General features: G+C 40.4%; 27 protein-coding genes. 14 read left to right on the top strand and 13 right to left on the bottom strand.

The window, feature by feature from the left end; all coding sequences use genetic code 11:
* Window position 1 precedes the first annotated feature (1 nt).
* Together MHH23_RS16205 and MHH23_RS16200 are read right to left on the bottom strand one after the other, a co-directional pair.
* Entirely contained in the window at window positions 2-499 is a 498-nt protein-coding gene (locus tag MHH23_RS16205; RefSeq protein WP_017366937.1) for a cation:proton antiporter regulatory subunit, read from the bottom strand.
* 64 nt (window positions 500-563) lie between these two features.
* Window positions 564-890: a potassium:proton antiporter gene (locus MHH23_RS16200; protein ID WP_234833554.1), complete on the bottom strand. Its 327-nt coding sequence runs from the start codon at window positions 888-890 to the stop codon at window positions 564-566.
* A gap of 135 nt (window positions 891-1,025) precedes the next feature.
* Here MHH23_RS16200 and MHH23_RS16195 point away from each other — a divergent pair, with 135 nt between their 5' ends.
* Window positions 1,026-1,841: an enoyl-CoA hydratase gene (locus tag MHH23_RS16195; RefSeq protein ID WP_081105402.1), complete on the top strand. Its 816-nt coding sequence runs from the start codon at window positions 1,026-1,028 to the stop codon at window positions 1,839-1,841.
* Between the two features lie 35 nt (window positions 1,842-1,876).
* Here the strand turns inward: MHH23_RS16195 and MHH23_RS16190 are convergent, their stop codons facing one another.
* The gene (locus MHH23_RS16190; protein WP_024719988.1) at window positions 1,877-2,065 is read right to left on the bottom strand and encodes a YhzD family protein; all 189 of its coding nucleotides are present in this window, start codon (window positions 2,063-2,065) and stop codon (window positions 1,877-1,879) included.
* Window positions 2,066-2,238: 173 nt separating this feature from the next.
* Here MHH23_RS16190 and MHH23_RS16185 point away from each other — a divergent pair, with 173 nt between their 5' ends.
* The 4 genes from MHH23_RS16185 (at window position 2,239) to MHH23_RS16170 (ending at window position 7,611) form a co-directional block, all read left to right on the top strand.
* The gene (locus tag MHH23_RS16185) at window positions 2,239-3,453 is read left to right on the top strand and encodes a metallophosphoesterase family protein (RefSeq protein WP_047946609.1); all 1,215 of its coding nucleotides are present in this window, start codon (window positions 2,239-2,241) and stop codon (window positions 3,451-3,453) included.
* A gap of 16 nt (window positions 3,454-3,469) precedes the next feature.
* Window positions 3,470-6,256, top strand: a complete 2,787-nt coding sequence (locus tag MHH23_RS16180; RefSeq protein ID WP_340959829.1) for an ATP-binding protein — start codon at window positions 3,470-3,472, stop codon at window positions 6,254-6,256.
* 62 nt (window positions 6,257-6,318) lie between these two features.
* Window positions 6,319-7,272 carry a 3'-5' exoribonuclease YhaM gene (gene yhaM, locus MHH23_RS16175; RefSeq protein WP_007497151.1) on the top strand — a complete coding sequence of 318 codons (954 nt, stop codon included), beginning with the start codon at window positions 6,319-6,321 and terminating at the stop codon, window positions 7,270-7,272.
* A gap of 108 nt (window positions 7,273-7,380) precedes the next feature.
* Entirely contained in the window at window positions 7,381-7,611 is a 231-nt protein-coding gene (locus MHH23_RS16170; RefSeq protein WP_017360318.1) for a sporulation YhaL family protein, read from the top strand.
* A gap of 55 nt (window positions 7,612-7,666) precedes the next feature.
* Here the strand turns inward: MHH23_RS16170 and MHH23_RS16165 are convergent, their stop codons facing one another.
* Window positions 7,667-8,542 (bottom strand): peptidylprolyl isomerase, encoded by an 876-nt coding sequence (locus tag MHH23_RS16165; RefSeq protein ID WP_024719991.1) that lies wholly within the window; start codon window positions 8,540-8,542, stop codon window positions 7,667-7,669.
* A gap of 161 nt (window positions 8,543-8,703) precedes the next feature.
* On the opposite strand from MHH23_RS16165, the gene MHH23_RS16160 reads away from it, so the two are divergent.
* Entirely contained in the window at window positions 8,704-8,790 is an 87-nt protein-coding gene (locus MHH23_RS16160) for a YjcZ family sporulation protein (RefSeq protein WP_008361129.1), read from the top strand.
* A 145-nt stretch (window positions 8,791-8,935) separates the two neighbouring features.
* Window positions 8,936-9,025 (top strand): YjcZ family sporulation protein, encoded by a 90-nt coding sequence (locus MHH23_RS16155; RefSeq protein ID WP_017360317.1) that lies wholly within the window; start codon window positions 8,936-8,938, stop codon window positions 9,023-9,025.
* Window positions 9,026-9,078: 53 nt separating this feature from the next.
* On the opposite strand, the gene MHH23_RS16150 is transcribed toward MHH23_RS16155, so the two are convergent.
* A complete protein-coding gene (locus MHH23_RS16150; RefSeq protein WP_072368131.1) occupies window positions 9,079-9,264 on the bottom strand; it encodes a hypothetical protein in 186 nt (61 codons plus the stop codon).
* Window positions 9,265-9,346: 82 nt separating this feature from the next.
* The gene (locus MHH23_RS16145) at window positions 9,347-9,865 is read right to left on the bottom strand and encodes a DUF3267 domain-containing protein (protein ID WP_007497155.1); all 519 of its coding nucleotides are present in this window, start codon (window positions 9,863-9,865) and stop codon (window positions 9,347-9,349) included.
* Window positions 9,866-10,099: 234 nt separating this feature from the next.
* Here MHH23_RS16145 and MHH23_RS16140 point away from each other — a divergent pair, with 234 nt between their 5' ends.
* Window positions 10,100-10,444 carry a YhaI family protein gene (locus tag MHH23_RS16140; protein WP_007497157.1) on the top strand — a complete coding sequence of 115 codons (345 nt, stop codon included), beginning with the start codon at window positions 10,100-10,102 and terminating at the stop codon, window positions 10,442-10,444.
* Here the strand turns inward: MHH23_RS16140 and MHH23_RS16135 are convergent.
* Together MHH23_RS16135 and MHH23_RS16130 are read right to left on the bottom strand one after the other, a co-directional pair.
* Window positions 10,422-11,036, bottom strand: coding sequence for an HTH-type transcriptional regulator Hpr (locus tag MHH23_RS16135; protein ID WP_008348891.1), 615 nt, complete (start codon window positions 11,034-11,036; stop codon window positions 10,422-10,424). The genes MHH23_RS16140 and MHH23_RS16135 overlap by 23 nt on opposite strands.
* 187 nt (window positions 11,037-11,223) lie before the next feature.
* Window positions 11,224-11,580, bottom strand: a complete 357-nt coding sequence (locus MHH23_RS16130) for a YtxH domain-containing protein (RefSeq protein WP_007497160.1) — start codon at window positions 11,578-11,580, stop codon at window positions 11,224-11,226.
* Window positions 11,581-11,708: 128 nt separating this feature from the next.
* On the opposite strand from MHH23_RS16130, the gene MHH23_RS16125 reads away from it, so the two are divergent.
* Window positions 11,709-11,900, top strand: a complete 192-nt coding sequence (locus tag MHH23_RS16125; protein WP_008348888.1) for a hypothetical protein — start codon at window positions 11,709-11,711, stop codon at window positions 11,898-11,900.
* A gap of 55 nt (window positions 11,901-11,955) precedes the next feature.
* Here MHH23_RS16125 and MHH23_RS16120 read toward each other — a convergent pair whose 3' ends face one another.
* From MHH23_RS16120 to MHH23_RS16110, 3 genes are all read right to left on the bottom strand, one after another.
* On the bottom strand, window positions 11,956-12,474 hold the full coding sequence (locus MHH23_RS16120; RefSeq protein WP_008348886.1) for a tryptophan transporter: 519 nt from the start codon (window positions 12,472-12,474) through the stop codon (window positions 11,956-11,958).
* A 125-nt stretch (window positions 12,475-12,599) separates the two neighbouring features.
* A complete protein-coding gene (serC, locus tag MHH23_RS16115; protein ID WP_039167563.1) occupies window positions 12,600-13,679 on the bottom strand; it encodes a 3-phosphoserine/phosphohydroxythreonine transaminase in 1,080 nt (359 codons plus the stop codon).
* Window positions 13,680-13,837: 158 nt separating this feature from the next.
* Entirely contained in the window at window positions 13,838-14,266 is a 429-nt protein-coding gene (locus tag MHH23_RS16110) for an HIT family protein (protein WP_340959826.1), read from the bottom strand.
* A gap of 487 nt (window positions 14,267-14,753) precedes the next feature.
* On the opposite strand from MHH23_RS16110, the gene MHH23_RS16105 reads away from it, so the two are divergent.
* The 3 genes from MHH23_RS16105 to MHH23_RS16095 are packed head-to-tail and all read left to right on the top strand — an operon-like array spanning window position 14,754 to window position 17,461.
* A complete protein-coding gene (locus MHH23_RS16105) occupies window positions 14,754-15,494 on the top strand; it encodes an ABC transporter ATP-binding protein (protein ID WP_008348877.1) in 741 nt (246 codons plus the stop codon).
* Entirely contained in the window at window positions 15,487-16,707 is a 1,221-nt protein-coding gene (locus MHH23_RS16100) for an ABC transporter permease (RefSeq protein WP_007497169.1), read from the top strand. Before MHH23_RS16105 ends, MHH23_RS16100 begins: the two co-directional genes overlap by 8 nt.
* Before the next feature lie 46 nt (window positions 16,708-16,753).
* The gene (locus tag MHH23_RS16095; RefSeq protein WP_340959825.1) at window positions 16,754-17,461 is read left to right on the top strand and encodes an EcsC family protein; all 708 of its coding nucleotides are present in this window, start codon (window positions 16,754-16,756) and stop codon (window positions 17,459-17,461) included.
* Window positions 17,462-17,489: 28 nt separating this feature from the next.
* Here MHH23_RS16095 and MHH23_RS16090 read toward each other — a convergent pair whose 3' ends face one another.
* Window positions 17,490-18,677 carry a M20 family metallopeptidase gene (locus tag MHH23_RS16090; RefSeq protein WP_041507510.1) on the bottom strand — a complete coding sequence of 396 codons (1,188 nt, stop codon included), beginning with the start codon at window positions 18,675-18,677 and terminating at the stop codon, window positions 17,490-17,492.
* Between the two features lie 143 nt (window positions 18,678-18,820).
* Between MHH23_RS16090 and MHH23_RS16085 the strand changes: the two genes are divergently transcribed.
* The gene (locus tag MHH23_RS16085) at window positions 18,821-19,114 is read left to right on the top strand and encodes a hypothetical protein (RefSeq protein WP_224562986.1); all 294 of its coding nucleotides are present in this window, start codon (window positions 18,821-18,823) and stop codon (window positions 19,112-19,114) included.
* Between the two features lie 257 nt (window positions 19,115-19,371).
* Here MHH23_RS16085 and MHH23_RS16080 read toward each other — a convergent pair whose 3' ends face one another.
* Entirely contained in the window at window positions 19,372-19,857 is a 486-nt protein-coding gene (locus MHH23_RS16080; protein ID WP_007497177.1) for an antibiotic biosynthesis monooxygenase family protein, read from the bottom strand.
* A gap of 127 nt (window positions 19,858-19,984) precedes the next feature.
* On the opposite strand from MHH23_RS16080, the gene MHH23_RS16075 reads away from it, so the two are divergent.
* Window positions 19,985-22,120 carry a transglycosylase domain-containing protein gene (locus MHH23_RS16075; RefSeq protein WP_268430737.1) on the top strand — a complete coding sequence of 712 codons (2,136 nt, stop codon included), beginning with the start codon at window positions 19,985-19,987 and terminating at the stop codon, window positions 22,118-22,120.
* Window positions 22,121-22,152 lie beyond the last annotated feature (32 nt).

The following is a 22,152-nucleotide window of genomic DNA, read 5'->3' as shown; positions in this document are numbered from 1 at the left end:
ATCACTCTCCCCCTCTAGAAAGAAAATCACGTATCAATCGCTTCAAGTGTTTTCTTTCGCCTGAAATGACCATCGTATCATTTGCTTGAATAATCGAATCGGCACCGGGGTTGAGTAATTTTTCATTTGTATGTTTAATGATCGCAATGACGGTGACTTCATAATTTTGTCTCACATCTAAATCGCCGAGTGTATGTCCAACCGCTTTTGCGTCTTTTTCTACCTTAAACCATTCAATGATCAAATCATTGAACGCCATTTCAATCGTTTCAAGTGCTTGCGGCTTATACACCATACCGCCAATAATGGCAGCAATTTGCCGGGCTTCAGCATCATCGAGAGAAATGGTGGACAGTACTTCATCTGGATCTTCATCGTCGAAACGATAAATCTCCCGTCTGCCATCATCATGAATCACAATCGTCATCTTTTCTCTATTTCTCGTTTCAATTTCAAATTTCTTTCCAATCCCAGGAAGATCATTTTCTTTAATGTTCATTTTATCCCTCCGAATATGATAGGTTTTGTTTTTCATATAGTGCTTACGGATGAAATAAAATGAATCAGTCGAGGTAATTTGATTGGTACATAATGGGGATTGCACACTTCATTTCTAAAAAACATAAATCAATAGATAACGCAGTGGCTGGTGCAAGCTTTACAAGAAAAGCTTTTGAAGCGCCTATTGATAACCTCTGTTTTAACAGAAGAGAGGATGCATGTTTTTTTGAAAATGGAGGTGTCTTCACAGCGTTGATTTCTTCATCATAAATCGATGGAGAAATCAGGCTCGGTGTGCTCGCTTCTGCTTGTGAAGCAAAAACGACATTTGAAAAGGGAGAAAACATGACGATGCAGCTAATCAATATACATATGGAACTTCTTATCAATCATTCTCCCCCTTTCATATGATGTTTTATTTCTTATTTTACTATATAAAAATATATTTCTCGTTTCAACAATTATGCTTATTTTAGTATCAGTTGATCTTGAAATTTTTTATGTAGAGGAAAAGGAATTGCTTGATGGAAATTGAAGTAAGTCATGAGCTTGAAAAGAAAGAGGGGGAATGGATGATGACATATATCAATTGTCAGGTAGACGGGGATATTTTTGAAATCGTTTTCAATAGGCCTGAAGCGTATAATTCGTTTCATGTTGACATGTTTGCTGAATTGAAGGAAGCGTGTGATACAGCGAGTGAGAGCAGCGCAAAAATTGTTGTACTCAAGGGGATGGGCAAAGGGTTTTCAGCAGGCGGAGATATTGGCATGATGCTAAAGCAAGATCGTGAAGAAGATTTTCATCGCGTGATGGATTTGATCGAGGGAATTACACTTTCTTTAGCCAGTATGAAAAAAGTGACGATTGCACTTGTCCACGGGGCAGCGGCTGGTCTTGCTTTTAGCTTTGCCCTTAGCTGTGACTATTTGTTTATGCATCAAGATGCTAAACTTGCCATGAACTTTAATGGAATCGGGTTAATCCCAGATGGCGGAGGGCATTTTTTCCTCACCAAAAGAGTTAGTGAACAAACCGCTAAACAATTGATTTGGAGCGGACAAAAGCTACCGGCTGAAGAAGCGCTCAAGCTTCGCCTTGCAGACGGCGTGTTTCAAGATGAGGTGGATACGTATCAAAAAGCGTGCGTCAAGCCATTTTTAAATATGCCACTTCAAGCCTTTGTTGAAACAAAGATGATTTATTTTCAGCAGTCAGAATCACAGCTGTTAGCCGTTCTTCAAAAAGAGCGTGCTGCACAAGCTAGACTGAGACAAAGCCGTGATCATCAGGAGGGTGTTCAAGCGTTTTTGGAAAAAAGACGTCCTGTGTTTCATTAAATAGAAGATTGAATGGCCGGCGGATGCCGGCTTTTTTAACGTTCAAATAAAAGAAGTTTACCTGCATCATTTACGAGCCGGTGAGAATGCTTTGTGTATTGTTGTTCGATTAAACGATGACGTCCTAATTCTTTTGCTTTTTCATCACTATCTGTGGTGATTTTTTCGTTTAATAAGGTTTCACCTGACGAATCAAATACAGTCAAATAGTAGGTTTTCTCCATCTCTGATCTTCCCTTCCTTCTTGTTTTTTAATGAATTATACAAGGAGGAAGTTAAAACCTCTTTTTTCACCCCTAAAAATGTGTTTTTTAGAATGAGAGCGATAGAACGTGCATTCGTAAAAACGGCGTGATAAAATATGGACAACTACAGTAACGTACAAGGAGATAGACGTTTGACGAAGCTCACTTTTATTCATGCCGCAGATCTTCATTTAGATAGTCCGTTTGCGGGAATGTCCAATATACCGAACCGAATTTTTAAGAGGTTGAAAGAAAGTACATTTCAAAGTGCCAAGAACATGTTTGAACTTGCAATTGATCGAGAAGTAGACTTTATGCTGCTGAGCGGAGATATATTTGACGAATCGAATCGCAGCCTAAAAGCACAGCTTTTTTTAAGAAATCAGTTTCTACAGCTACAATCACACGGGATTGAAGTGTTTATTATTTATGGTAATCATGATCATTTAGGTGGTGAATGGACACCAATTGAGTGGCCAGAGAATGTTCACGTTTTTTTGAGCAGTACGCCAAGTGAGCAAGCCTTTTATAGAGAAGGTCAGCTTGTGGCAAGTATTTACGGGTTCAGCTACAAAGATCGAGCTGTCCATGAAAATATGACACCTTATTATGAAAAAACAACAGATGCCCCTTATCATATTGCAATGCTTCACGGCACATTAGCAGGTCAAGAAGGGCATGATGCGTATGCACCATTTCAGCTTCAGCAGCTTCTAGCGCGGGATTTTGATTATTGGGCGCTTGGACATATTCATAAGCGGGCTCTTCTGCATGAAGACCCAATGGTGATCTATCCTGGAAACGTGCAAGGAAGACATATAAAAGAAACAGGAGAGAAAGGCTGTTATGTCGTTTACCTATCTGAAGATGCTCAAAGAGCGGAGTTTATGGGCTGTTCAGATGTCATCTTTGAGACATTGACAATAGATATCACACATACCGCTCATATGACCGATCTTGTGATACTTGTGGACAAAAAGATGAGTGGACTGAAAGAGAGAGGTGTTCCTCATTTTGTGAAAATCGAACTAACTGGCGATGCTCCTGCTTATATGGAGCTCACGCAGCTTGAAGTGCTTGAGGAGCTGATGGCTGTTCTTCATGAACAGGAGGAAGATGAAGACTTGTTCGTTTGGGTGATGTCGATTGACTGCCGGACACATGAAGATGCCGTCTATCCAGAAGATTCTTTTTTGACAGAACTAACAGCAGAAATTGCCGAGTTTGATGCGTATGATGAGCTGCTTTCACCGATCAAGCGTCATCCAACCTATAGAAAGGCAGGAAGAGCTTTTACAAAAGAGGACGAGATCGATATTAAAGAAGAGGCACAAAGGCTGCTGGCAGAACAGCTGAAGCATTTATGAGAAAAGGAGAGGCATGATGAAAATACGTTCACTCCATATTGCGAATTTCGGGAAATTTTCCAATCAAACCTTCCACTTTTCTGATGACGGTTTTCAGTTAGTTTATGGCCTGAATGAATCGGGGAAAACGACATTGAAGGCGTTTATTGAATCGATGTTATTTGGTTTTTCCAAAAGCCATATGTATAAGCCAAAGCATGGCTCATTTTATGGCGGGTCTCTTACATGTTTTGATGAGGAATTAGGTGTGATTCATATTGAAAGAACATCTGATCATGGCGGCCAAGCTCAGGTGTTGCTGCCAAATGGTGAAGTGAAAGATGAAGCGTTTCTACATGCGATGTTAAAGGGAACAGATCGCAGATTATACCAATCAATCTATTCTTTTGACGTGTTTGGTCTGCAAAATGTACAAGCATTAAATCAAGATCAAATAGGGGAATTTCTACTCTTTTCAAGTTTGTTTGGCTCAGATGCGGCATCCAAAATGGACAGCAGGCTGCTAAAACAGCAGGAGCAGCTTTTTAAACCGAATGGACGTAAGCCTGAATTAAATCAGCAGCTTGATCATGTAAAAGAGCTGTCAGGTAAGTTGAAACAGGCCAAATTGGTAGAAAGTCGTTATACCGAAAAGAAAAAAGAACAAGCTGAATTAACCGAGAAGGTAGAAATGCTTCAGCATGAAATGAGACAGACTGAAGAAGAGATTCAGCTTTTGACTGAACATATTCGACTTTATCCTATGATAGAAAACAAGATAGAGTTAAAAAAAGATTTGGCTAGTTATCCAGAACGAGTCAAACGGTTTAGACCGGAAACCGCGCATGAACTTGATAAATTAGAATCACACCTTCACCCAAAAAAGGCACAAGTGACGGCACTGAAACAAAAATTAGATCATTTGCAAACGTCGCTCACGCAAGTTCAGCCACTCTATGACAAGGATACGGTATTGGAGATGAAGCGAGTCATAGCTGAATCATCTGATGCTGAACTTGTGAAGAAACGCTTAGCAGAAGGGAAAACAGAGCAGAATTCTTTGAAACAAAAAATAGAAGAAGCATCAGCGAAGCTGAAGTGGCATCGTCCAATCAAGCTTGACCAGCTGGATGATTCACTTGACTTTGAGTGGGAATTAAAAGAGGCTGTGAGCCAATACGTTCGTTTAATGGATAGGAAAACGCAGCTCGATGACCGGTTTGATCATGCAAGACATGAGCTGGAAGAAGCGGAAACCGCTCTAAAAGGATTAAAGGAGCAGCCCGTTAAACAGCAAGATGCAGAAGATGTCAGGGGCACAAGGGCTACAGTGAAACAGAATCATTCCAGAGTGTGGTTATTCCCGCTGATGTTCGTGCTATGTGCTGTCATTCTCACGGTCTTATTCGTTTTAGCAGAGAGCTGGGTGACGTTACTGTTTGCAGGATTTTCCGTATTTATCTTGATCGCTATTTATCCAGTGCTTAAACAGACTCAGATGAAGGAAGCAAACGACAGTAACGCCTATCATTCCTTTCAAGTTCAAACAGCTTCAGCTGAAACGCTAGTGAAGCAAAAGGAGCTTTTATACGAAAGAATGATACAGCAATATGAAGACTGGGAGCGGGAACTGGAACCTGTACAGCAACAAGTAGAAGATATGAGAAGGCAGCTGGGTTTGTCCTCAGAGCTCTCATTCCTTGTGGAAGCTTTCCATATCTTGAAACAATTAAAAGCGAATACAGCGGCATATGAGGCGCTTAACAAGGAAATAGAGATGCTCACACAGCAGCAATCGATCTACGAGAAAAGAGTTTCAGCGCTCATGAGTCTCCTTCAAAGAAAAGAAGGGACCATTCAAGAGAATATCTCAGCCTTTCAAGAGATATTGAAAGATGAGGAAAAAAGAGAAAAAGAACGTCAGACATTGCACGTATCCATTCAACATGTAGAGCAGCAGCTGACAACATTAGAAGGAGAAGTTCAATATTATGAAAAACAAACGGACGAGCTTTTTCGAAAAGTAGAAGCAGCGTCAAAAGAAGATTATCATGTCCTATCTCATCTATCCAAAGAATACCGGGAGCGGCTGTACAATTTGCAGCAGCTGAACCAAGAGCTACACAAAAGCGGTTATATAGATGAGGAAGAGGTCATTGTCCGTAAAGGTTTACGCACCCTTGAGGAGCAGTGTGCACAAGCAAAAAGACATCTGAATGACATGCAAGAGAATGTGACGAATATGAAAAAACGCTTGGCAGAATTAGCAGTAGAAATACGCCAAATAGAAGCATCAGGTACAGTGTCTGATTTGACTCATCAGCTTGCTGTAGAGCAGGAGCAGGCAAAGCATCTAGCGAAAAAATGGGCGGCTATTCAGCTCGTTCGTTCCGTCATTCGAGAGAAACTCAATGAACATAAAGAAACGAGGCTACCAGCACTCCTCCAAACAGCTTCCCGATTTATTCAGCCGTTAACGAATGATCGATATGAAGTGATTTTATTTTCTGCCGAAGATGACCGGCTGATTGTGAAACGGAGGGATGGACGCCTATTCCGCCCGGAGGAGCTTTCACAAGCAACATGTGAGCAAATTTATCTCTCGATTCGTTTTGCACTTGCTTTGTCCCACCAGCAAGATTGTCAGCTCCCATTTATGATGGATGACAGTTTCGTTCACTTTGATCATGTCCGTCTAGACAGGGTGCTGGAGCTGATGAGTGAACTCACTCGTGTTGAAACACAGCTGTTTTATTTCACTTGTCATCATTATATGAAACAAGCAGCGGAAGACGGGCAGATTACGAGCTTAGCAGTGGAATGATTGACAAATTATGACTTATGTTATACTTATATGAGCAGAAACATGGAAGGAGCATTTATTGAATGGCTAAAGGGATCATGACCTATGACGTCGGCGAACAAGTTGACCTGCATTTATTAATTAAATCATCTACTAAAGGGATTGCGAGTAATGGCAAACCATTTTTAACGTTAATTCTTCAAGATCAAAGTGGAGATATTGAGGCGAAGCTATGGGATGCAAAGCAGAATGATGAACTCACATATGCTGCGCAAACCATTGTGAAGGTAGTAGGTGATATTCATCATTATCGCGGAAGGAATCAGCTGAAGCTTAGGAATATACGTCCTGTTGCTGAAAACGAGCAAATCCGCATTGATGATTTTCTAGAAACAGCTCCTATTCCAAAGCACGATATGATGGATACCATCATGCAATATATTTTTGATATGAAAAACCCTAATATTCAGCGTGTTACAAGACATTTGCTGAAGAAATATGGACAGGAATTCGCTGATTACCCAGCAGCTACGAAAAACCATCACGAGTTTGTTTCGGGTCTTGCCTATCATGTGGTATCGATGCTTCATTTAGCGAAATCCATTGTTGATCTATACCCATCACTAGATCGAGATCTTTTATATTCAGGGATCATTCTACATGATTTAGGGAAAGTCAAAGAGCTTTCGGGTCCTGTCTCCACCACATATACAGTAGAAGGGAACTTAATTGGCCACATTTCTATTATGGTGACAGAAATTGCGAAAGCCGCAGAGGAGCTTGGCATTGATTCTGAGGAAATTCTGATTCTGCAGCATTTAGTGCTGAGTCATCATGGAAAAGGGGAGTGGGGCAGTCCTAAACCACCAATGGTGAAGGAAGCCGAAATTCTCCACTATATAGATAATTTAGATGCAAAAATGAACATGATGGATCGTGCGCTTGAACATGTGAAGCCAGGAGAATATACAGAGCGTATTTTTGCACTAGAGAATCGTTCGTTTTATAAACCAACCTTTCACAATGAATCCTCATGATAAAACGCCCGTTTGATGCGGGCGTTTTTTTTCATAACTTGTCTTCTTTTCGCATAAGCATGTAACACAAAGGAAGAGAGATTAGTCCTGAAAAAGGAGGCGAAGACAATGTTATTTTTTCCATGGTGGGTATATGCATGTATCATTGGTATTATCTTTTGTGCCTATAAATTAATGACGACAGCCAAAGAGGAACAAGAGATTGATCAATCCTTTATTGAAAAAGAGGGAGAAATCTTTATCGAACGAATGGAGCAGGAGAGAGAGCGTAGACGTCAAGGACAGCAAATGAAACGATCCCAGGAAACGGCGAAGCATGAGGACCATTCGATTGCATAATCAATAAGAATAAAAAAACCCCTCTACAAGTTCATGTAGAGGGGTTTTTCGTTCATTATTGGTTTGGTGTTTGTTGTGTGGTTTGTTCAGATTTTTCTTTGAATGTATTTTCAAGTTCTTTATCTTTTACTTTCACATCAGCATCTTTCACCAATTTGTTTAAGATCGTTTGAATTTCATTGTTGTCTGCTTGTTTTTGATCAAGCAGTTCTTTTTTCAAGTCTGCTTTCATGTCATCGTATTTACCGCGTTCTTCGGTCTTTTTAATGATATGGTAACCAAATTGAGATTTTACTGGTTTGCTGATTTCATTTACTTTTAGTTTGAAGGCAGCTTTACTGAAGTTCTCATCCATTTGGCCTTCTTTTGCGAACCAGCCTACGTCGCCGCCTTGTGCTGCTGAAGCAGTGTCAGTTGAATATTCAGATACAAGGTCATCCCACTTTTCGCCTTTATCTAATTTCTTTTCTACTTCATCTGCTGTTTTCTTGTCAGCAACTAAAATGTGGCTTGCGCGGATTTTCCCTTTTAGGTCATCGTAATACGCTTTTACTTCTTTGTCAGTGATTTTGATGTTAGCTTTGGCAGCCTTTTGAGTCAGCAGCTCATATTTTACTTGATCTTTGATGTAATCTTTTCCGAATTCATCTTGAAGTTGTTTTAAACGATCTTCACCAAGTGTCTTTTTATATTCTTCCAATTTCTTATCAATTTCTTTATCTGATACTTTGTATTTGTCAGCAAGAACCTTTTGTTGAACAAGTAGGTTTAAAGCATCTCCACCTGCTTGTTTCTTAAGTGTTGTGTAAAGCTCTTCTTTTGTGACATCTCCTGATTTTGTTGTTGCGATCACTTCTTTGTCACCGCTACTGCATGCGCCAAGAGTTAAAACACTTACTGCTGTTACAGCTGCTAAAGCCATTTTTTTCATTCAAAAAACACTCCTAATCTTTCCAATTTATTTATCATTGCTTGTATCATAACATATTGTGACATGCTGTAAAAAGAAATGCAAATGGGAGGGCATTCGTCTAGTCAAATTTTTGCGACCAACATACACATATATTGATCACAAAAAGGAGGCTGAATTATATGGGAGCAGGATATTCTAATGGGTTTGCTTTATTGGTCGTGCTATTCATTTTGCTGATCATCGTTGGTGCAGCATATCTTTATTAATTAAATCGCTGTGACAGAAAGGAGCCGTCCTGCCATGCGTGCGGGCGGTTCTTTTTTAAAACGATGACAAGTGCCTAAACGTTTTAAAATTTTCTGCATACACTGAGCTTAGAACAGAGGAAGAACTGGCAGGAGGTGTTTTCACATGGGAGGAGAAGTCTTTGCTGGCGGTTTTGCACTAGTCGTCGTATTATTCATCTTATTGATCATTATCGGTGCATCTTGGATTTGCTAATAGATCATCATACACAAAAAGCTGCCATCAAACAGGCAGCTTTTGCTTTGATCTTAAATAGATATGGTAATTTCAACAAATGATGAGATCAGTAAGATCAGTATCGATACATTGATAAAGCGAAACACCTTATCTTGCCGTTCTTCAGGAATCTCTCTGACAAGGCATAATGTATTAGTAAGCCTGTTTATTGAATACACAATAAACGCGGCAAAGACGATGAAGTAAAATAAAACTATCGGAGATCCCCCCTCTCTATGCTATTCCCATACTACATTACCAAATTTTTTATGAAAAAGATAGAAGTTGGCTTTAAAAACCTCATGATGAGGAAGTTGGGTCAACTAAAATATCAAACTCGTCTTGGGCTTGATCAATGATGCATGATTTTGGCGCTTTGAGCAGTTTCCAAGCAAATAAAAAGTCAGGCAAACAATAGCCTGCATGAATACTTGCGATCATGATAAAGTAGTGTGCGTACATTGGAAATGCCATTCCTAAAACAAAGTAAACAGGTGAGATGACACAAAACGGGCTGAGCAGTGAGAAAAGCATCACTCTCTTAGGCACGCGCTGCCAGCAATTTCGTTTAAATAACGTCATTTTTTTCTTATGTTTCATGACTGGGATCAAGTGAACCACGCGATGGACAAGCAATGTCGCAAGTAAAAGCACGACAAAAAGTGGTGCATTGTGACTGCTGAGTCTCGTTTCAGGATGAGTCAGTTGAAAACATAAAAATGCCATAATGAAAAAAAATACAGTCAGACATATGGCTGAAATCATCATTCTCGTATAACCATAATCCTTTTCAAGATTAATGGTCTTCCAACAATTCATTTTTCATCCTTCCAATCTCAAAAAAACTAATTGAATATCTCAAGATAATTTACTCTTCCTGAGGATAAAAATCAATGGTTTTCAAGAAAAAAAATAAATTGTTACATTCATATGGAATAAAGAGAGGAAACTTTGGGTTTTTCAAGAAAAAAAGACATAAGAGGGAGGTTCGTCTCTTTCGTCAATGAGTAATTTCGGCTAAAATAGAGTGACTAAGAGAAAGAGGGAACGTACATGAGTATTGAGGAACGAATGAGCCAGCTCGAATATTATATGGAACTGTTACTGACGGCGACAGATATGAGTCGTTATCCATATTATGCGCTATTGATCCGGCAGCGTGTATCGAAAGAAGAGGCAAAGGACATTGAGCGTATTTGTGCTGAGCTCTCAGATGAAATGGACAAGCAAAAAGCACAAGGCTACGTCATGTTCGACGATCTCCTTGCGCTGTTTGCGGGACAGTTAATTGAAAAGCTGGATGTTCATGAAACGATTTTTGCTTTGCATGATCAAGGGCTGTTTCAGCCGTTAATGAATGAATTTATAAAGATCATTAAACAATTTGATTTGCTTTAGCCGCTTTTTCCTCCGCTGAGTCTTCAAGTTCTTCAGGCTTTTTCGTGACTTTCCCACGTTCATTCAAAAAGTCCTTCTCAATGTTTGAAAACGATTTCTCAAAAATCTCCATGAAATCCTCACCATAAATGTTTCGGATAATACACATCATTTCTAAAATTTCAGGGAACTTTCCGTAAATGTCATGAAGCGGCTGTGCGCCTTTGACAATACCAGTTCGGGCCGGGTCGTAATCTTCGAGTAGTTTATGGAATGTCTCTTCGCCTTTTGGCGTTAGTTCAATATACGTATTGCGTTTATCGTTTAACTTTTTAGAAAATTTTAAAAATCCTCTTTCCTCTAATTTTTTAGAGAAGTTAAACGCCGTTGATACATGCATGACGCCAAACTTTGCAATTTCTGATATTGAAGCTCCTTTTAATTGATACGCAATCCACAAAATATGATGTTCATTGATATTTAGGTTATACGGTTTGATCCACTGCTGCCAGTCCTTTTCAATGGATTTCCAAAGAGCTTTGCTCAATTGGGCCATTCTTTGACTGAATAAAAGTGCTTCTTTTACATCGAAAGGCTGTTCCGAATGATTCATCCATTTCACCTACTTCTCTTTTTCTTGTAATTCTATTATGCCAATAAAATAAAGATTAATAAAGCTGAAAATTCAAGAATTTTTAAAAGTCATGAAAAACATTGACAAAATAACCTTTTTTCAACAAAAAAAGTGCGGGATACGCACCCCGCACACTTTTGTAAACGAATATTTTTTTGTGAGTATATTAGTTTTGTAAGGTTTTCTCCAGTTGTTTGAGCTTTTCCTCAATTTCCTGAATTTCCTTTTGTAAGTCCTGCTGATGAGGTTTGATTTCCTCGCGCCATTGCTGAATGGATGTTTGCAATTCAGTTCCGACCTCTTTAATGACCTCAGCACTTTCTTTTGCGGTTTCAACAATCTGCTCTTTTAAAGCTTGTCCATCTCTTTTTAACCTTGTCAGCGTATCTTCGAATTTGTCATAGCCGTCTTTCATCTTTCCGCGTACATCTCTGCCAGAAGAGGGAGTCGTCAGGAGCACTGCCGCACCTCCGAGGAGACCGCCTACAAATAATCCTGTTAATAAAGAACGTCCACTAGCCATTCCAATCACCTCTAGTCAAATTTTACACATTCGCATGTTCTCTCTGAGCTGACGATCAGCTTCATTGAACTTCCATACATAGCTTGCTTTATTTTAGCATACTTTTGAAGAAAAGGGAGGGGAGAAGGTTGTCTGTCTTTCTGTTCGTTTTTACGTGTATGTGTGTGATTTTTGCAGGTGGTTCTATTCATTATGTAAGGCAGCTTGGGTATGCAGGGTCTTATCCGCCAAAACATGTATTAAGACAAAAAGCAATTGTGTGTGCGGCAGGTGCAGGGATTTCGCTCTCCATTTTGCTGCTTACCCTTTTTCTTTTATAGAAGCATGAAAGCATGAAAAAAACCTCTTCATCTAATGAAGAGGTTCAGTTATTCGTTAAGCGACTTCAATCATTCTTGCACGCTTTAATATCGACTGAGCAATCGGGAAGACAAATACCATAGCTATCGTATTGATCACAGTTGCTGGCAGGACAACACCTACAAGAAGTGCTGGTAACGCAGCCGGCAGTCCAGTAATCAGTAAAGCGGCAGATAGGAAAATCACGCCCGATACGACGGTCCCAACAGCGGTGAGTACAGCGGTCAGAACGACTTTGTTCTTGATCTTCTGGCAAGATAAGAAAAGGGCTAAGAAGATAAAGGCTGTCACCGGTTTATCAATCATATTTGGAATTTGTCCGCCTGGAAAACCTGTTGTCAAAGCGGAAATGACCCCAGTAACTAGGGCGATCACAACGACATGCTGTACCTTCGGAAAAAGGATGATGCTTAAAAACATCATGACCAGCATCATATCAGGTTTCATTCCGAAAAAGATGGGCGGGAAAATCGTATGCAAAACAGCTCCCATTGCTGCAAGCAATGACATAATCACTAATTCTTTTGTTTTCATTTCTATGCTCTCCTCTGCTAAGCTCTTAGAACTCTCCAATAATATGGCTGATCATTTATTGCAAGAGTCATGACTTTATATTTCTCGTTATTATAACAAATTTATTTCACGATAGAAAAGCCTTTTTACTCATTTTCTTGCTGGAACTTTTTCATAAAGTCCGCAAGCTTTTGGCAGTCTTCTATAGAGACAGCGTTGTAAATCGAGGCTCTGCATCCGCCAACAGAACGATGGCCGGCGAGTCCAACCATTTGCTCTTGTTTTGCTTTCTCCACAAAGGATGCAGTGAGTGCATCATCACGAAGGGTAAACGTGACATTCATATGTGAACGGCTGTCAGCACGTGCATGTCCTTTGTAAAAACCGCCGCTTTGATCAATCGTATCATACAGAAGCGCTGCTTTTTGTTCATTGCGTTTTTCTGCTGCTTCTACGCCGCCCGCCTGTTTCACATGCTCCAGGACAAGGGATAGCATATAAATCGCAAAAGTCGGTGGTGTGTGATAAAGAGAATTGGCTTTGGCATGTGTTGAATATTTTAAAATTTTAGGTGTGCCGCTTTTTTCTTTCTCTAATAAACGTTTGCGCGCGATCACAATCGTGATACCAGAAGGCCCTAGATTTTTTTGTGCCCCGGCATAAATGAAATCAAATGAAGACACGTCTATTTTTTTGCTGAGAATATCACTGGACATGTCGGCAATAAGCGGGAGTGACGTATTCGGGAACGTTTTCCACTGAGTACCGAAAATGGTATTGTTCGATGTGATGTGCAAGTAAGCTCCGTCATTTAAAACGGAAGCATCCACATCTGGAATATACGAATAGTTGTCGTCTTCACTTGAGGCAAACACTGATGTTTCACCAAACCCATTTGCTTCTGACAAGGCTTTCTCTGACCAAGCACCTGTTTGGATGAAATGAGCCGTTTCGCCTTCATGTAAGAAGTTCATCGGAATCATTGCAAATTGAAGACTTGCCCCGCCTTGTAAAAAGAGGACCTCATAATCTTCTGGAATGTCCATCAATTCTACCAAGAGTGCTTTCGCTTTATTGTGGACTTCTTCATACTCACCGCTGCGATGAGAAAGTTCCATCACAGACATCCCGGTTTGTTTAAAATCAACAAGTTCTTCCTGTGCTTTTTGAAGCACTTCTAGCGGCAGCGCCGCCGGACCAGCATTAAAATTCGTCGTTCGCTTCATCACAATCTCTCCCTATTTCTCGCGTTAATGGATCAAAAGATAAAACCATCCTATCACAAATTTGAAGCATTTGGACAAAAAATTTGAATCGTCCTAAATATCTTACGATTCAGAGGATAAGCACAGAAAAGAAGTGAAAAAAAGAAAAACCTCATCAATTAAGATGAGGTAAGGCGCGTATGGATGGCAGAAGAAATGTCTTTTAAATCCTCTGATGTATATTGATCTTGGTGAGATTTCCATACGGCACCAAAGCCGTCGCCTTTGCCATAACGTGGAATGATGTGCATATGGTAATGGAACACAGATTGCCCGGCTTTTTCACCGTTGTTGTTTAGAAGGTTTAAACCAATTGGTTCAAATTCCTGTTTGATGGCTCTAGAGATTTTTGGAATCGCTTGGAAGTAATGATTAGACACTTCTGGTGTCATGTCATAAATGTTTTCTTTATGTATTTTCGGGATTACAAGGGTATGTCCTTTTGTTACTTGGCTGATATCAAGAAAAGCCAATACATGCTCGTCTTCATATACTTTTGCACATGGAATGTCTCCATCAATGATCTTGCAAAAAATGCAGTCGCTCACGCCATGTCACTCCTCATTATTTTTCCTTTATCGTATCACAAAAAGAAGCAAAAAAGAAAACAGGACAAGCGAACTCCTTTGGTCGCTCATCCTGCTCCTGCAGAAGAAATGCTGATGCTTTCATTTGATATGCCTTTTGAATTCTCTATTTACTGAAATAAAGAATTCATATGCCTGCTATTTCTGCCGTAAACACCTCATTTGACGTTTTGGTTCGTCGTATACATATTTGTATAGGACACAAAAATCAAGAATCAGTGAAGCAAAACAGAAGCTAAGGTTTTTAGATGAAAAACCAATTTGTCATGCGGTTATTGCCTTTAACAAACACCTCATTTACGTATTGGTCATCAAGTTCATTTCTTCTACATACATTATGATGACCAGTATGCCGATGTTTTATTCATGAGTTGTCTATAGGTAAACATTTCAAATTGTCTTTCGTTTTTGGTACTATAAAGGAAAAAAGAAAGAAAGGAACGAACTGATGTCCCTTCTAACTGTAAAAGATGTAACGGGTGGATATACAAAGAATCCCGTTCTGAAAAATATTTCATTTGAATTAGAAAGAAACCAAATCGTTGGTCTCATTGGCTTAAACGGGGCGGGAAAAAGTACAACCATTCGTCATATTATTGGATTAATGAAACCTCATAAAGGGGTCATTGAGCTAAACGGACGAACCCTTCAAGAAGATCAAGAGGCGTATCGTTCACAATTTACGTTTATTCCAGAGACACCTGTCTTATATGAAGAATTAACGTTAAAAGAGCATTTAGAGCTGACAGCGATGGCTTACGGCCTTTCAAAAGAACAATTAGAAGAACGTCTGCCGTCTTTGCTGAAGGAATTCCGAATGGAGAAGCGATTGAAATGGTTCCCTGCTCATTTTTCTAAAGGGATGAAGCAGAAGGTGATGATTATGTGTGCGTTTCTTGTGGAGCCAGAGTTGTATATTATCGATGAGCCGTTTTTAGGGCTTGATCCGCTTGCGATCAACGCACTATTAGAACGTATGAATGCGGCGAAACAAAATGGCGCAAGTGTTCTGATGTCAACGCATATTTTAGCCACAGCGGAACGTTATTGTGATTCCTTTATTATTTTGCATGAAGGGGAAATTAGAGCGAAAGGAACACTGACAGAACTAAGAGAACAGTTCAACATGAGAGATGCGACACTCGATGATCTTTATTTGGAATTAACAAAGGAAGAAAGCTATGAGTAAAACAACGCAAACCATTTGGAAATCACGATTAGAAGAACACGTACAAGAAACAAGAAAATATTTAAAATATATGTTCAACGATCATCTTGTGATTGTGCTCATTTTTTTCCTTGCAGGCGGGGCGAGCTGGTACAGTAATTGGCTGAAGCATATTCCAGCTCACTTCCCATCCTATTGGGTCATGGCAGTTGTTTTCTCATTGGTACTGACTAGTTCTTACGTGCGAACGTTGATCAAAGAGGCAGATCTTGTGTTTATGCTTCCTTTGGAAGCTAAGATGGACCCTTATTTAAAACAAGCGTTTAACTTTAGCTTCATTTCTCAGTTATTTCCTTTGATTGCCGTGTCCATTATTGCACTTCCGCTATATTCGGCTGTCTCCTCAGGCGATCTGATGCTATATGTGCTCATTTTGGCGCAAATGATCTTAATAAAAGGTCTCAATACAGCGATTCAATGGAGAATCACTTATTTTCAAGGGAAACATGTCAGATGGATTGATGCAGTGATTCGTTTTCTGCTCAATACAATGTTAATGTATACCGTTTTACAAGCAGCTTATGCCATTGCCATTGTTTTTTATCTTTTATATGCTGTCTATCTCATTTATCTAACAAATGCAGTAAAAAAACAGCCCTTTCAATGGGAATTGCATATTTCTGATGAGTTAAAACGAAAACAGCGTTTTTACCGCTTGGCAAACTTATTTACGGATGTCCCTCATTTAAAGAAACAAGTGAAAAGAAGGGCGTATATGGACTGGGTCTTGCAGTTTGTCCCTTATGAACAGCGTAAAGCTTTTTCTTATATGTATGTGAGGGCGTTTTTACGTTCAAATGATTATTTTGGTCTTGTGTTTAGGTTAACGGTCGTGTTTGTGCTCATCCTCTTGTATACAGGTGCAGCAGGCTGGGTGGGGGCATTACTTGTCTTGTTTACAGTCTTTATCACAGGTGTACAGCTTGTCCCGTTAACAAAGCACTTTGCTCATCTGTCGTTACAGGCACTTTATCCTGTGTCTCAGCAAGAAAAAGATCGAAGCTTTTTTGTTCTCGTACGAAATGTACTCATCATCCAGTCAATTGTACTGAGCTCCGCCGTTTTCCCAGCAGGTGGATGGAAGGGAAGCGGACTTGCTCTTCTCATTTCATTGGTATTTGTGCTTGTCCTATTCAAGCCTTACGTACAAAGCAGATTAAAAAAGATGAGATAAGCATTTTTTACAGCGTGTGTATGATGTCACCAAGGAGGGAACTGGGATGAATGCAGCTGAACGGGAACTGTATGAAGAGGCCATTTTTTTTCAAATGCGTTTTTTAAGAAAACCATCCAAGATCGAGCGGTTTTCAAAAGGTGTTCAGCAGCAAGTGAATCGCCGAATCCCTGCTCGATTTCATCAAGTCATCACAAGTGCGGTGAAAACAATGGTTGAATCCACCGTATCAGGAAGCCATTTTACTTCATTTACAGTCATTGATGAACAAATGTCTATTGTAGAGCGAAATGAGCTGGCAAAGGAAAAGGTGACATACTATCAAAAGGCCGCTGCGATTGAAGGAATTGGCACAGGTGCGGGTGGATTGTTTCTCGGAATGGCGGATTTCCCTCTCCTTTTGAGTATTAAAATGAAATGTCTATATGAGCTTGCTTGTATATATGGATTTGATTTGTCTCAAAAAGAGGAAAGGCTCTTTTTGCTTTGTATTTTTCAACTCGCCTTTTCAAGCAGTGCACACCGTCAAAAAATGATGAAACTTATTGAAGAATGGGAAACAACCCGGGAAGAAATGGATTGGTATAGCTTTCAGCAGGAATATCGAGATTATATTGACCTTGTGAAGCTGTTTCAATTAATGCCTGTGGTCGGTGCCGCTGTTGGTGGGGTGGCAAATCATCAGCTGACAGGACAGCTTGGTGAAGTCGCACGCCATGTGTTTCACTTGAGAGTGTTGAAAGAATCGAAATAGAAAAGCCGCTGGTGGCAGCGGCTTTTTTTTATTCATCGTAGGAAAGGACGGCATGAGCGAGTACCTTTGCTGCCACAGGCATTGCGTTTTCGTTAATATCAAATTTCGGATGGTGATGTGGATACACATCTTGGCTGTTTTCTGGCATAGCGCCTGTGTAGAAGAAAGTACCAGGAACATGCTGAAGGTAGTAAGCAAAGTCTTCTCCGCCCATTTGAGTTTCGGCTTCTTTTACTTCTGTGACTCCTTCTGTCTGTTTGGCTATTTCTTCTATATATTCAGTTGGTGCAGGGTGATTTTTGACTGCAGGATAGCCTCTTACATATTCATAAGTATAAGAGGCATCGTGCATGTGGCAGACACCTTTCACCACCTGTTCAATTTCACGTTCAATGATATGGCGTGCACTCTCTTCAAAGGAACGTGCAGTACCTGTTAGCACGGCCGAATCTGCAATGACGTTAAAGGCATTTTCAGCGACAAATCCCCCTACAGATACCACCGCAGAATCAATCGGGTTGACTTTACGGGCCACGACCTGCTGAAGATTGGCTACAATTTGTGAACCGATGAGTACGGCATCTTTCGTCAGGTGCGGCTGTGCGCCATGTCCGCCTTTACCTTGCACTTGAATAGAAAAACGATCGGCGGCTGCCATAAAGTTCCCGCTTTTATAAAGAACAGTGCCGCATGGCTCTGAGGACCAAAGGTGGGTGCCGAAAATGACGTCAACACCGTCTAAACAGCCGTCTTCAATCATTGGTTTCGCACCGCCGGGGGCATATTCTTCAGCGTGCTGATGAATAAGAACGATTTTTCCTTTTAATTGATCTCGATGCTCATGTAAGATCTTCGCTAAGACGAGAAGTGTTGCTGTGTGGCCATCGTGACCGCATGCGTGCATGACGCCAGGTTTTGTTGAACGGTAAGGTACATCCTTTTCATCATGAATGGGAAGTGCATCAAAATCAGCTCTCAGTGCAATGGTCGGTCCAGGGGAAGCTCCTTCAATAAAAGCGAGTACACCATGTCCGCCTACATGTGTGCGTGTTGGGATATGTAATCTGTCATAATATTGAGCGATGTAAGCAGCGGTTTCCTCTTCCTGAAAAGAAAGTTCTGGATTCATATGGAGATGGCGTCTAATTTCAACCATTTCCTCATAATGTTCATCAAGACGTTCATTGATCCTTTTGTGTAAAGTGGATACTGTCATTGATCCGAAAACCTCCTTTAGGCTCTTTTACTGATTGTATGGTAATTGTTAGAATCTTTCAACAGAAGAGGATGTCGAGAATGACAGAGAAGGTCATTTTACATAAAAGTCGAAGGTTAAGTATGAAGCTTGAAAAAGGGGGAGTGGCATTGGGAAGCTGTCCAAATTGTTCAAAAGCATTTTCTTTCGTCGAAAAATTTCATTTATCGCATACGAGAATGATGCTTTGTCCAAGCTGCCGGCATCAAATCAAAGAAACGTTCGTTTCGAAGATGAGCTTTTTGATGATTTGTTTGATTCCACTGTTGGTACTACTTATTCAGATGAAAGGTGCTTCACCTATGCTCAAATGGCCAATCTTATTAGGATGGATCTTGCTGAATTTTTATGTACTTCAGCCAATCATTCATCGGTACGAGCTTAGAGATAAGCGTTGAAAGCCCAGCAGAAGGGCTTTTTTTTATGAAAAAAAGAAGTGCGAAAAGCAGCACTTCCCAGCGTGTAGCCAAACCCTCGCATTCTTTGTCAGTCCTGCGTGCTGGTGCTCACGAATGTGAAATTCGCTCCGCGCCAGTACTCGTCCTTCCTAAACTGCAAAGGTTTTCTATCACGCTGAAAAGAAGACAAAGGGCTAAAATGAACTTCATTTTAGCCCTTTGTCAACAATCTGAGAAGTGCGAAAAGCAGCACTTCCTTAATGGTCTATGACGGCATGATAGGATGTCAGATAGGCAGGACGAGAGAAGATGGAGCCAGTATCCTCGTGTGGCTGAAAGAATGCTTCTGACTCTTGAAAGTCTTGAAATAAGTCTTCAGATTCCCAAAGGGTCAAAATTAAGTACACCTCTTCATCCTTTTTTGGTCTTAAAACACGAAGCGCCTGAAAGCCGCGCTGGTGCTCTGACATGTTTGTTTTTTTCTGAAAGGTGGATTCAAAAAGTGCTCTGCTTTCGAGCTTTACAGGGATATGATTCAGCGTGACAAAGCCAGATTGGACGAGCTCACCTTTTGTATAAATCACATCATAGGCATGGGGTGCTTTAAAGACTGTCTCACCCTCCGTTTCATGAAAAAGAGCCGCTTGTTCCTTACCGACCGTATAAAGCAGATTTTCAAGATGATGTTTTTTTGCGATTTTTTGCAAAAAGTCTGCTGTTCCATATGTAATATAGAAATTCATCTAAACCGCCTCCTGCTTGATAGTATAACAAAAGAATGATATATAATTCTTTGGTAGTCAATCCATAAAACATATTATGAAGCAATACATCCCATACTATCCGTATAAAGGAATGAGGTGACCTAATTTGAAGAAAAAGAAGATAATCATTCCATTAGTCATTGCAGGAAGTACAATCGTGCTTTCATTTATTGGCTATCTGACCATTTTATTTTTAGGACATTATGTCATAGATGAGAAGAAGCTCGTTTTTCACGCTTCCTCGAAAATCATTGATCAGAATGGAAAAGAACTCACAAGCATGTATTCAGAAAATCGGGACCCTGTGTCATTAAAAGAGGTCCCAGATAAAGTGGCGAAAGCTTTTGTTGCTGTAGAGGACAAGCGCTTTTATGAGCACCACGGAATTGATGCACAATCGATTTCAAGGGCGGTTTATCGAGATATATTAGCAGGTGGAAAGGTGGAAGGCGGCAGTACCATCACCCAGCAGCTCGCCAAAAATATCTTTCTCACAAATGATAAAACGTTTCTTCGAAAAACAAAAGAAGTCATTATTGCGATCAATTTAGAAAGAGATTATTCAAAGGACAAGCTGCTTGAAATGTATTTGAATCAGCTTTACTTTGGTCATGGCGTCTATGGGATCCAAGCAGCAGCCAATTACTATTTTAGTAAAGATGTAAAAGATCTCACTGTCAGTGAAGGAGCTACACTTGCTGCCATGCCAAAGGCACCTTCAACGTATTCCCCTGTTCTACACCCAGATAAAAATAAACAAAGACGGGATACCATCCTGAATTTAATGAATGAACAAGGATATTTGTCTTCTACAGAAACAGTTGAAGCAAAAGGAAGAACACTTGGTATTCATTTAAAAAAGAAATCAGAAACCCCTTGGGTGGACAGTTATGTAGATCTCATGATTAAAGAAGCAGAATCACAGTATTCGATTTCGCATGAACAATTGCTTCAAGGCGGCTATACCATTACGGTACCAATCGATATGAATTTGCAAAAAGTTGCCTATGATGCAATGAAAAACAATCGTTATTTCCCGGGAAAAAGCGGGTCACCTGAAGGCAGCGCTGTGTTTATTGACAACGCATCTGGTGGTGTAAAAGCAGCAATAGGCGGACGAGAATATCAGGCAAGAGGCTATAACAGAGTCACAGCTGTTAGACAGCCTGGTTCTGTCTTTAAGCCGATCGCAGTATATGGTCCAGCGATGCAGGAGAAAAAATTCAGACCGTATTCACTGCTTGAGGACAAAGAAAAAAGCTATGACGGCTATTCTCCAAAGAACTACGATGGACAGTACGAGGGCAGGGTCACGATGGTAGAGGCTCTCATGAAAAGTAAAAATACAGCTGCCGTATGGACGTTAAGCCAGCTTGGCATCGATACGTCTAAATCCTATCTTGAGAAAATGGGGATGGATATTTCGGATAAAGGACTTGCCATAGCGCTTGGTGGTCTAGAAAAAGGGGTTTCTCCATTGCAGATAGCTGGAGCATTTCATACATTTGCAAATGAAGGCGTCTATAAAAATCCGTTCTTCATTCAGAAAATCACGAATGATGATGGAGAAACCGTTGAAAAAAATCGAAACAAAGAAGAACGAGTATTTAGCGTACAAAATGCTTGGAATATGACAAGAATGCTTCAACAGGTCGTCAAAGGCGGAACCGCTCAGAGCGGATCATACGCTGGAGATTTGGCTGGTAAAACAGGTACAACTACGTATTCCGGTGTCAAAGGGGCAACGAAAGATGCTTGGTTTGCTGGCTACACGCCTAGTACAACAGGGGCAATCTGGATGGGGTATGACAAAACGGATAACAGTCATTATTTAACTGGCGGCAGTCAGTATCCAGTGCAGTTGATGAAAGATATTTTAACGACAGCCCAAATAACCAATGAAACCTTCCAAAAACCAGAGGGAATTAAAGAACTTCAATCGCCAATCCATTTAGAAGGACTGTCAGGCTTTGAAGCACGTTATGCATTTAAAATCAAAGGGCTCTTTACATTGGAGCTGTCATGGGATGAACAGGAAGACAAACGCGTTGAATATCGTATTTATGAAATGAGAAATGGAAGCGAGACCCTGATCGATTCTGTAACAGGAACAAACAGCTACACAATGCCGTATGCAAATGTGTTTTCAGATGCGCAGTATAAGGTTGTTCCATACAATACTCAAACACAAGAAGAAGGCGAAGGCAGTGCTTATATCAAGCCGGAGGCTTTTGGACGTTAATATTCGGCGATTTTTTGAACATTGAGCCGCTT

It is taken from the genome of Bacillus sp. FSL K6-3458 (assembly GCF_038005045.1).
Classification (GTDB): Bacteria; Bacillota; Bacilli; order Bacillales; family Bacillaceae; genus Bacillus; species Bacillus altitudinis.
This window is presented reverse-complemented; position numbering and strand designations above follow the sequence as displayed.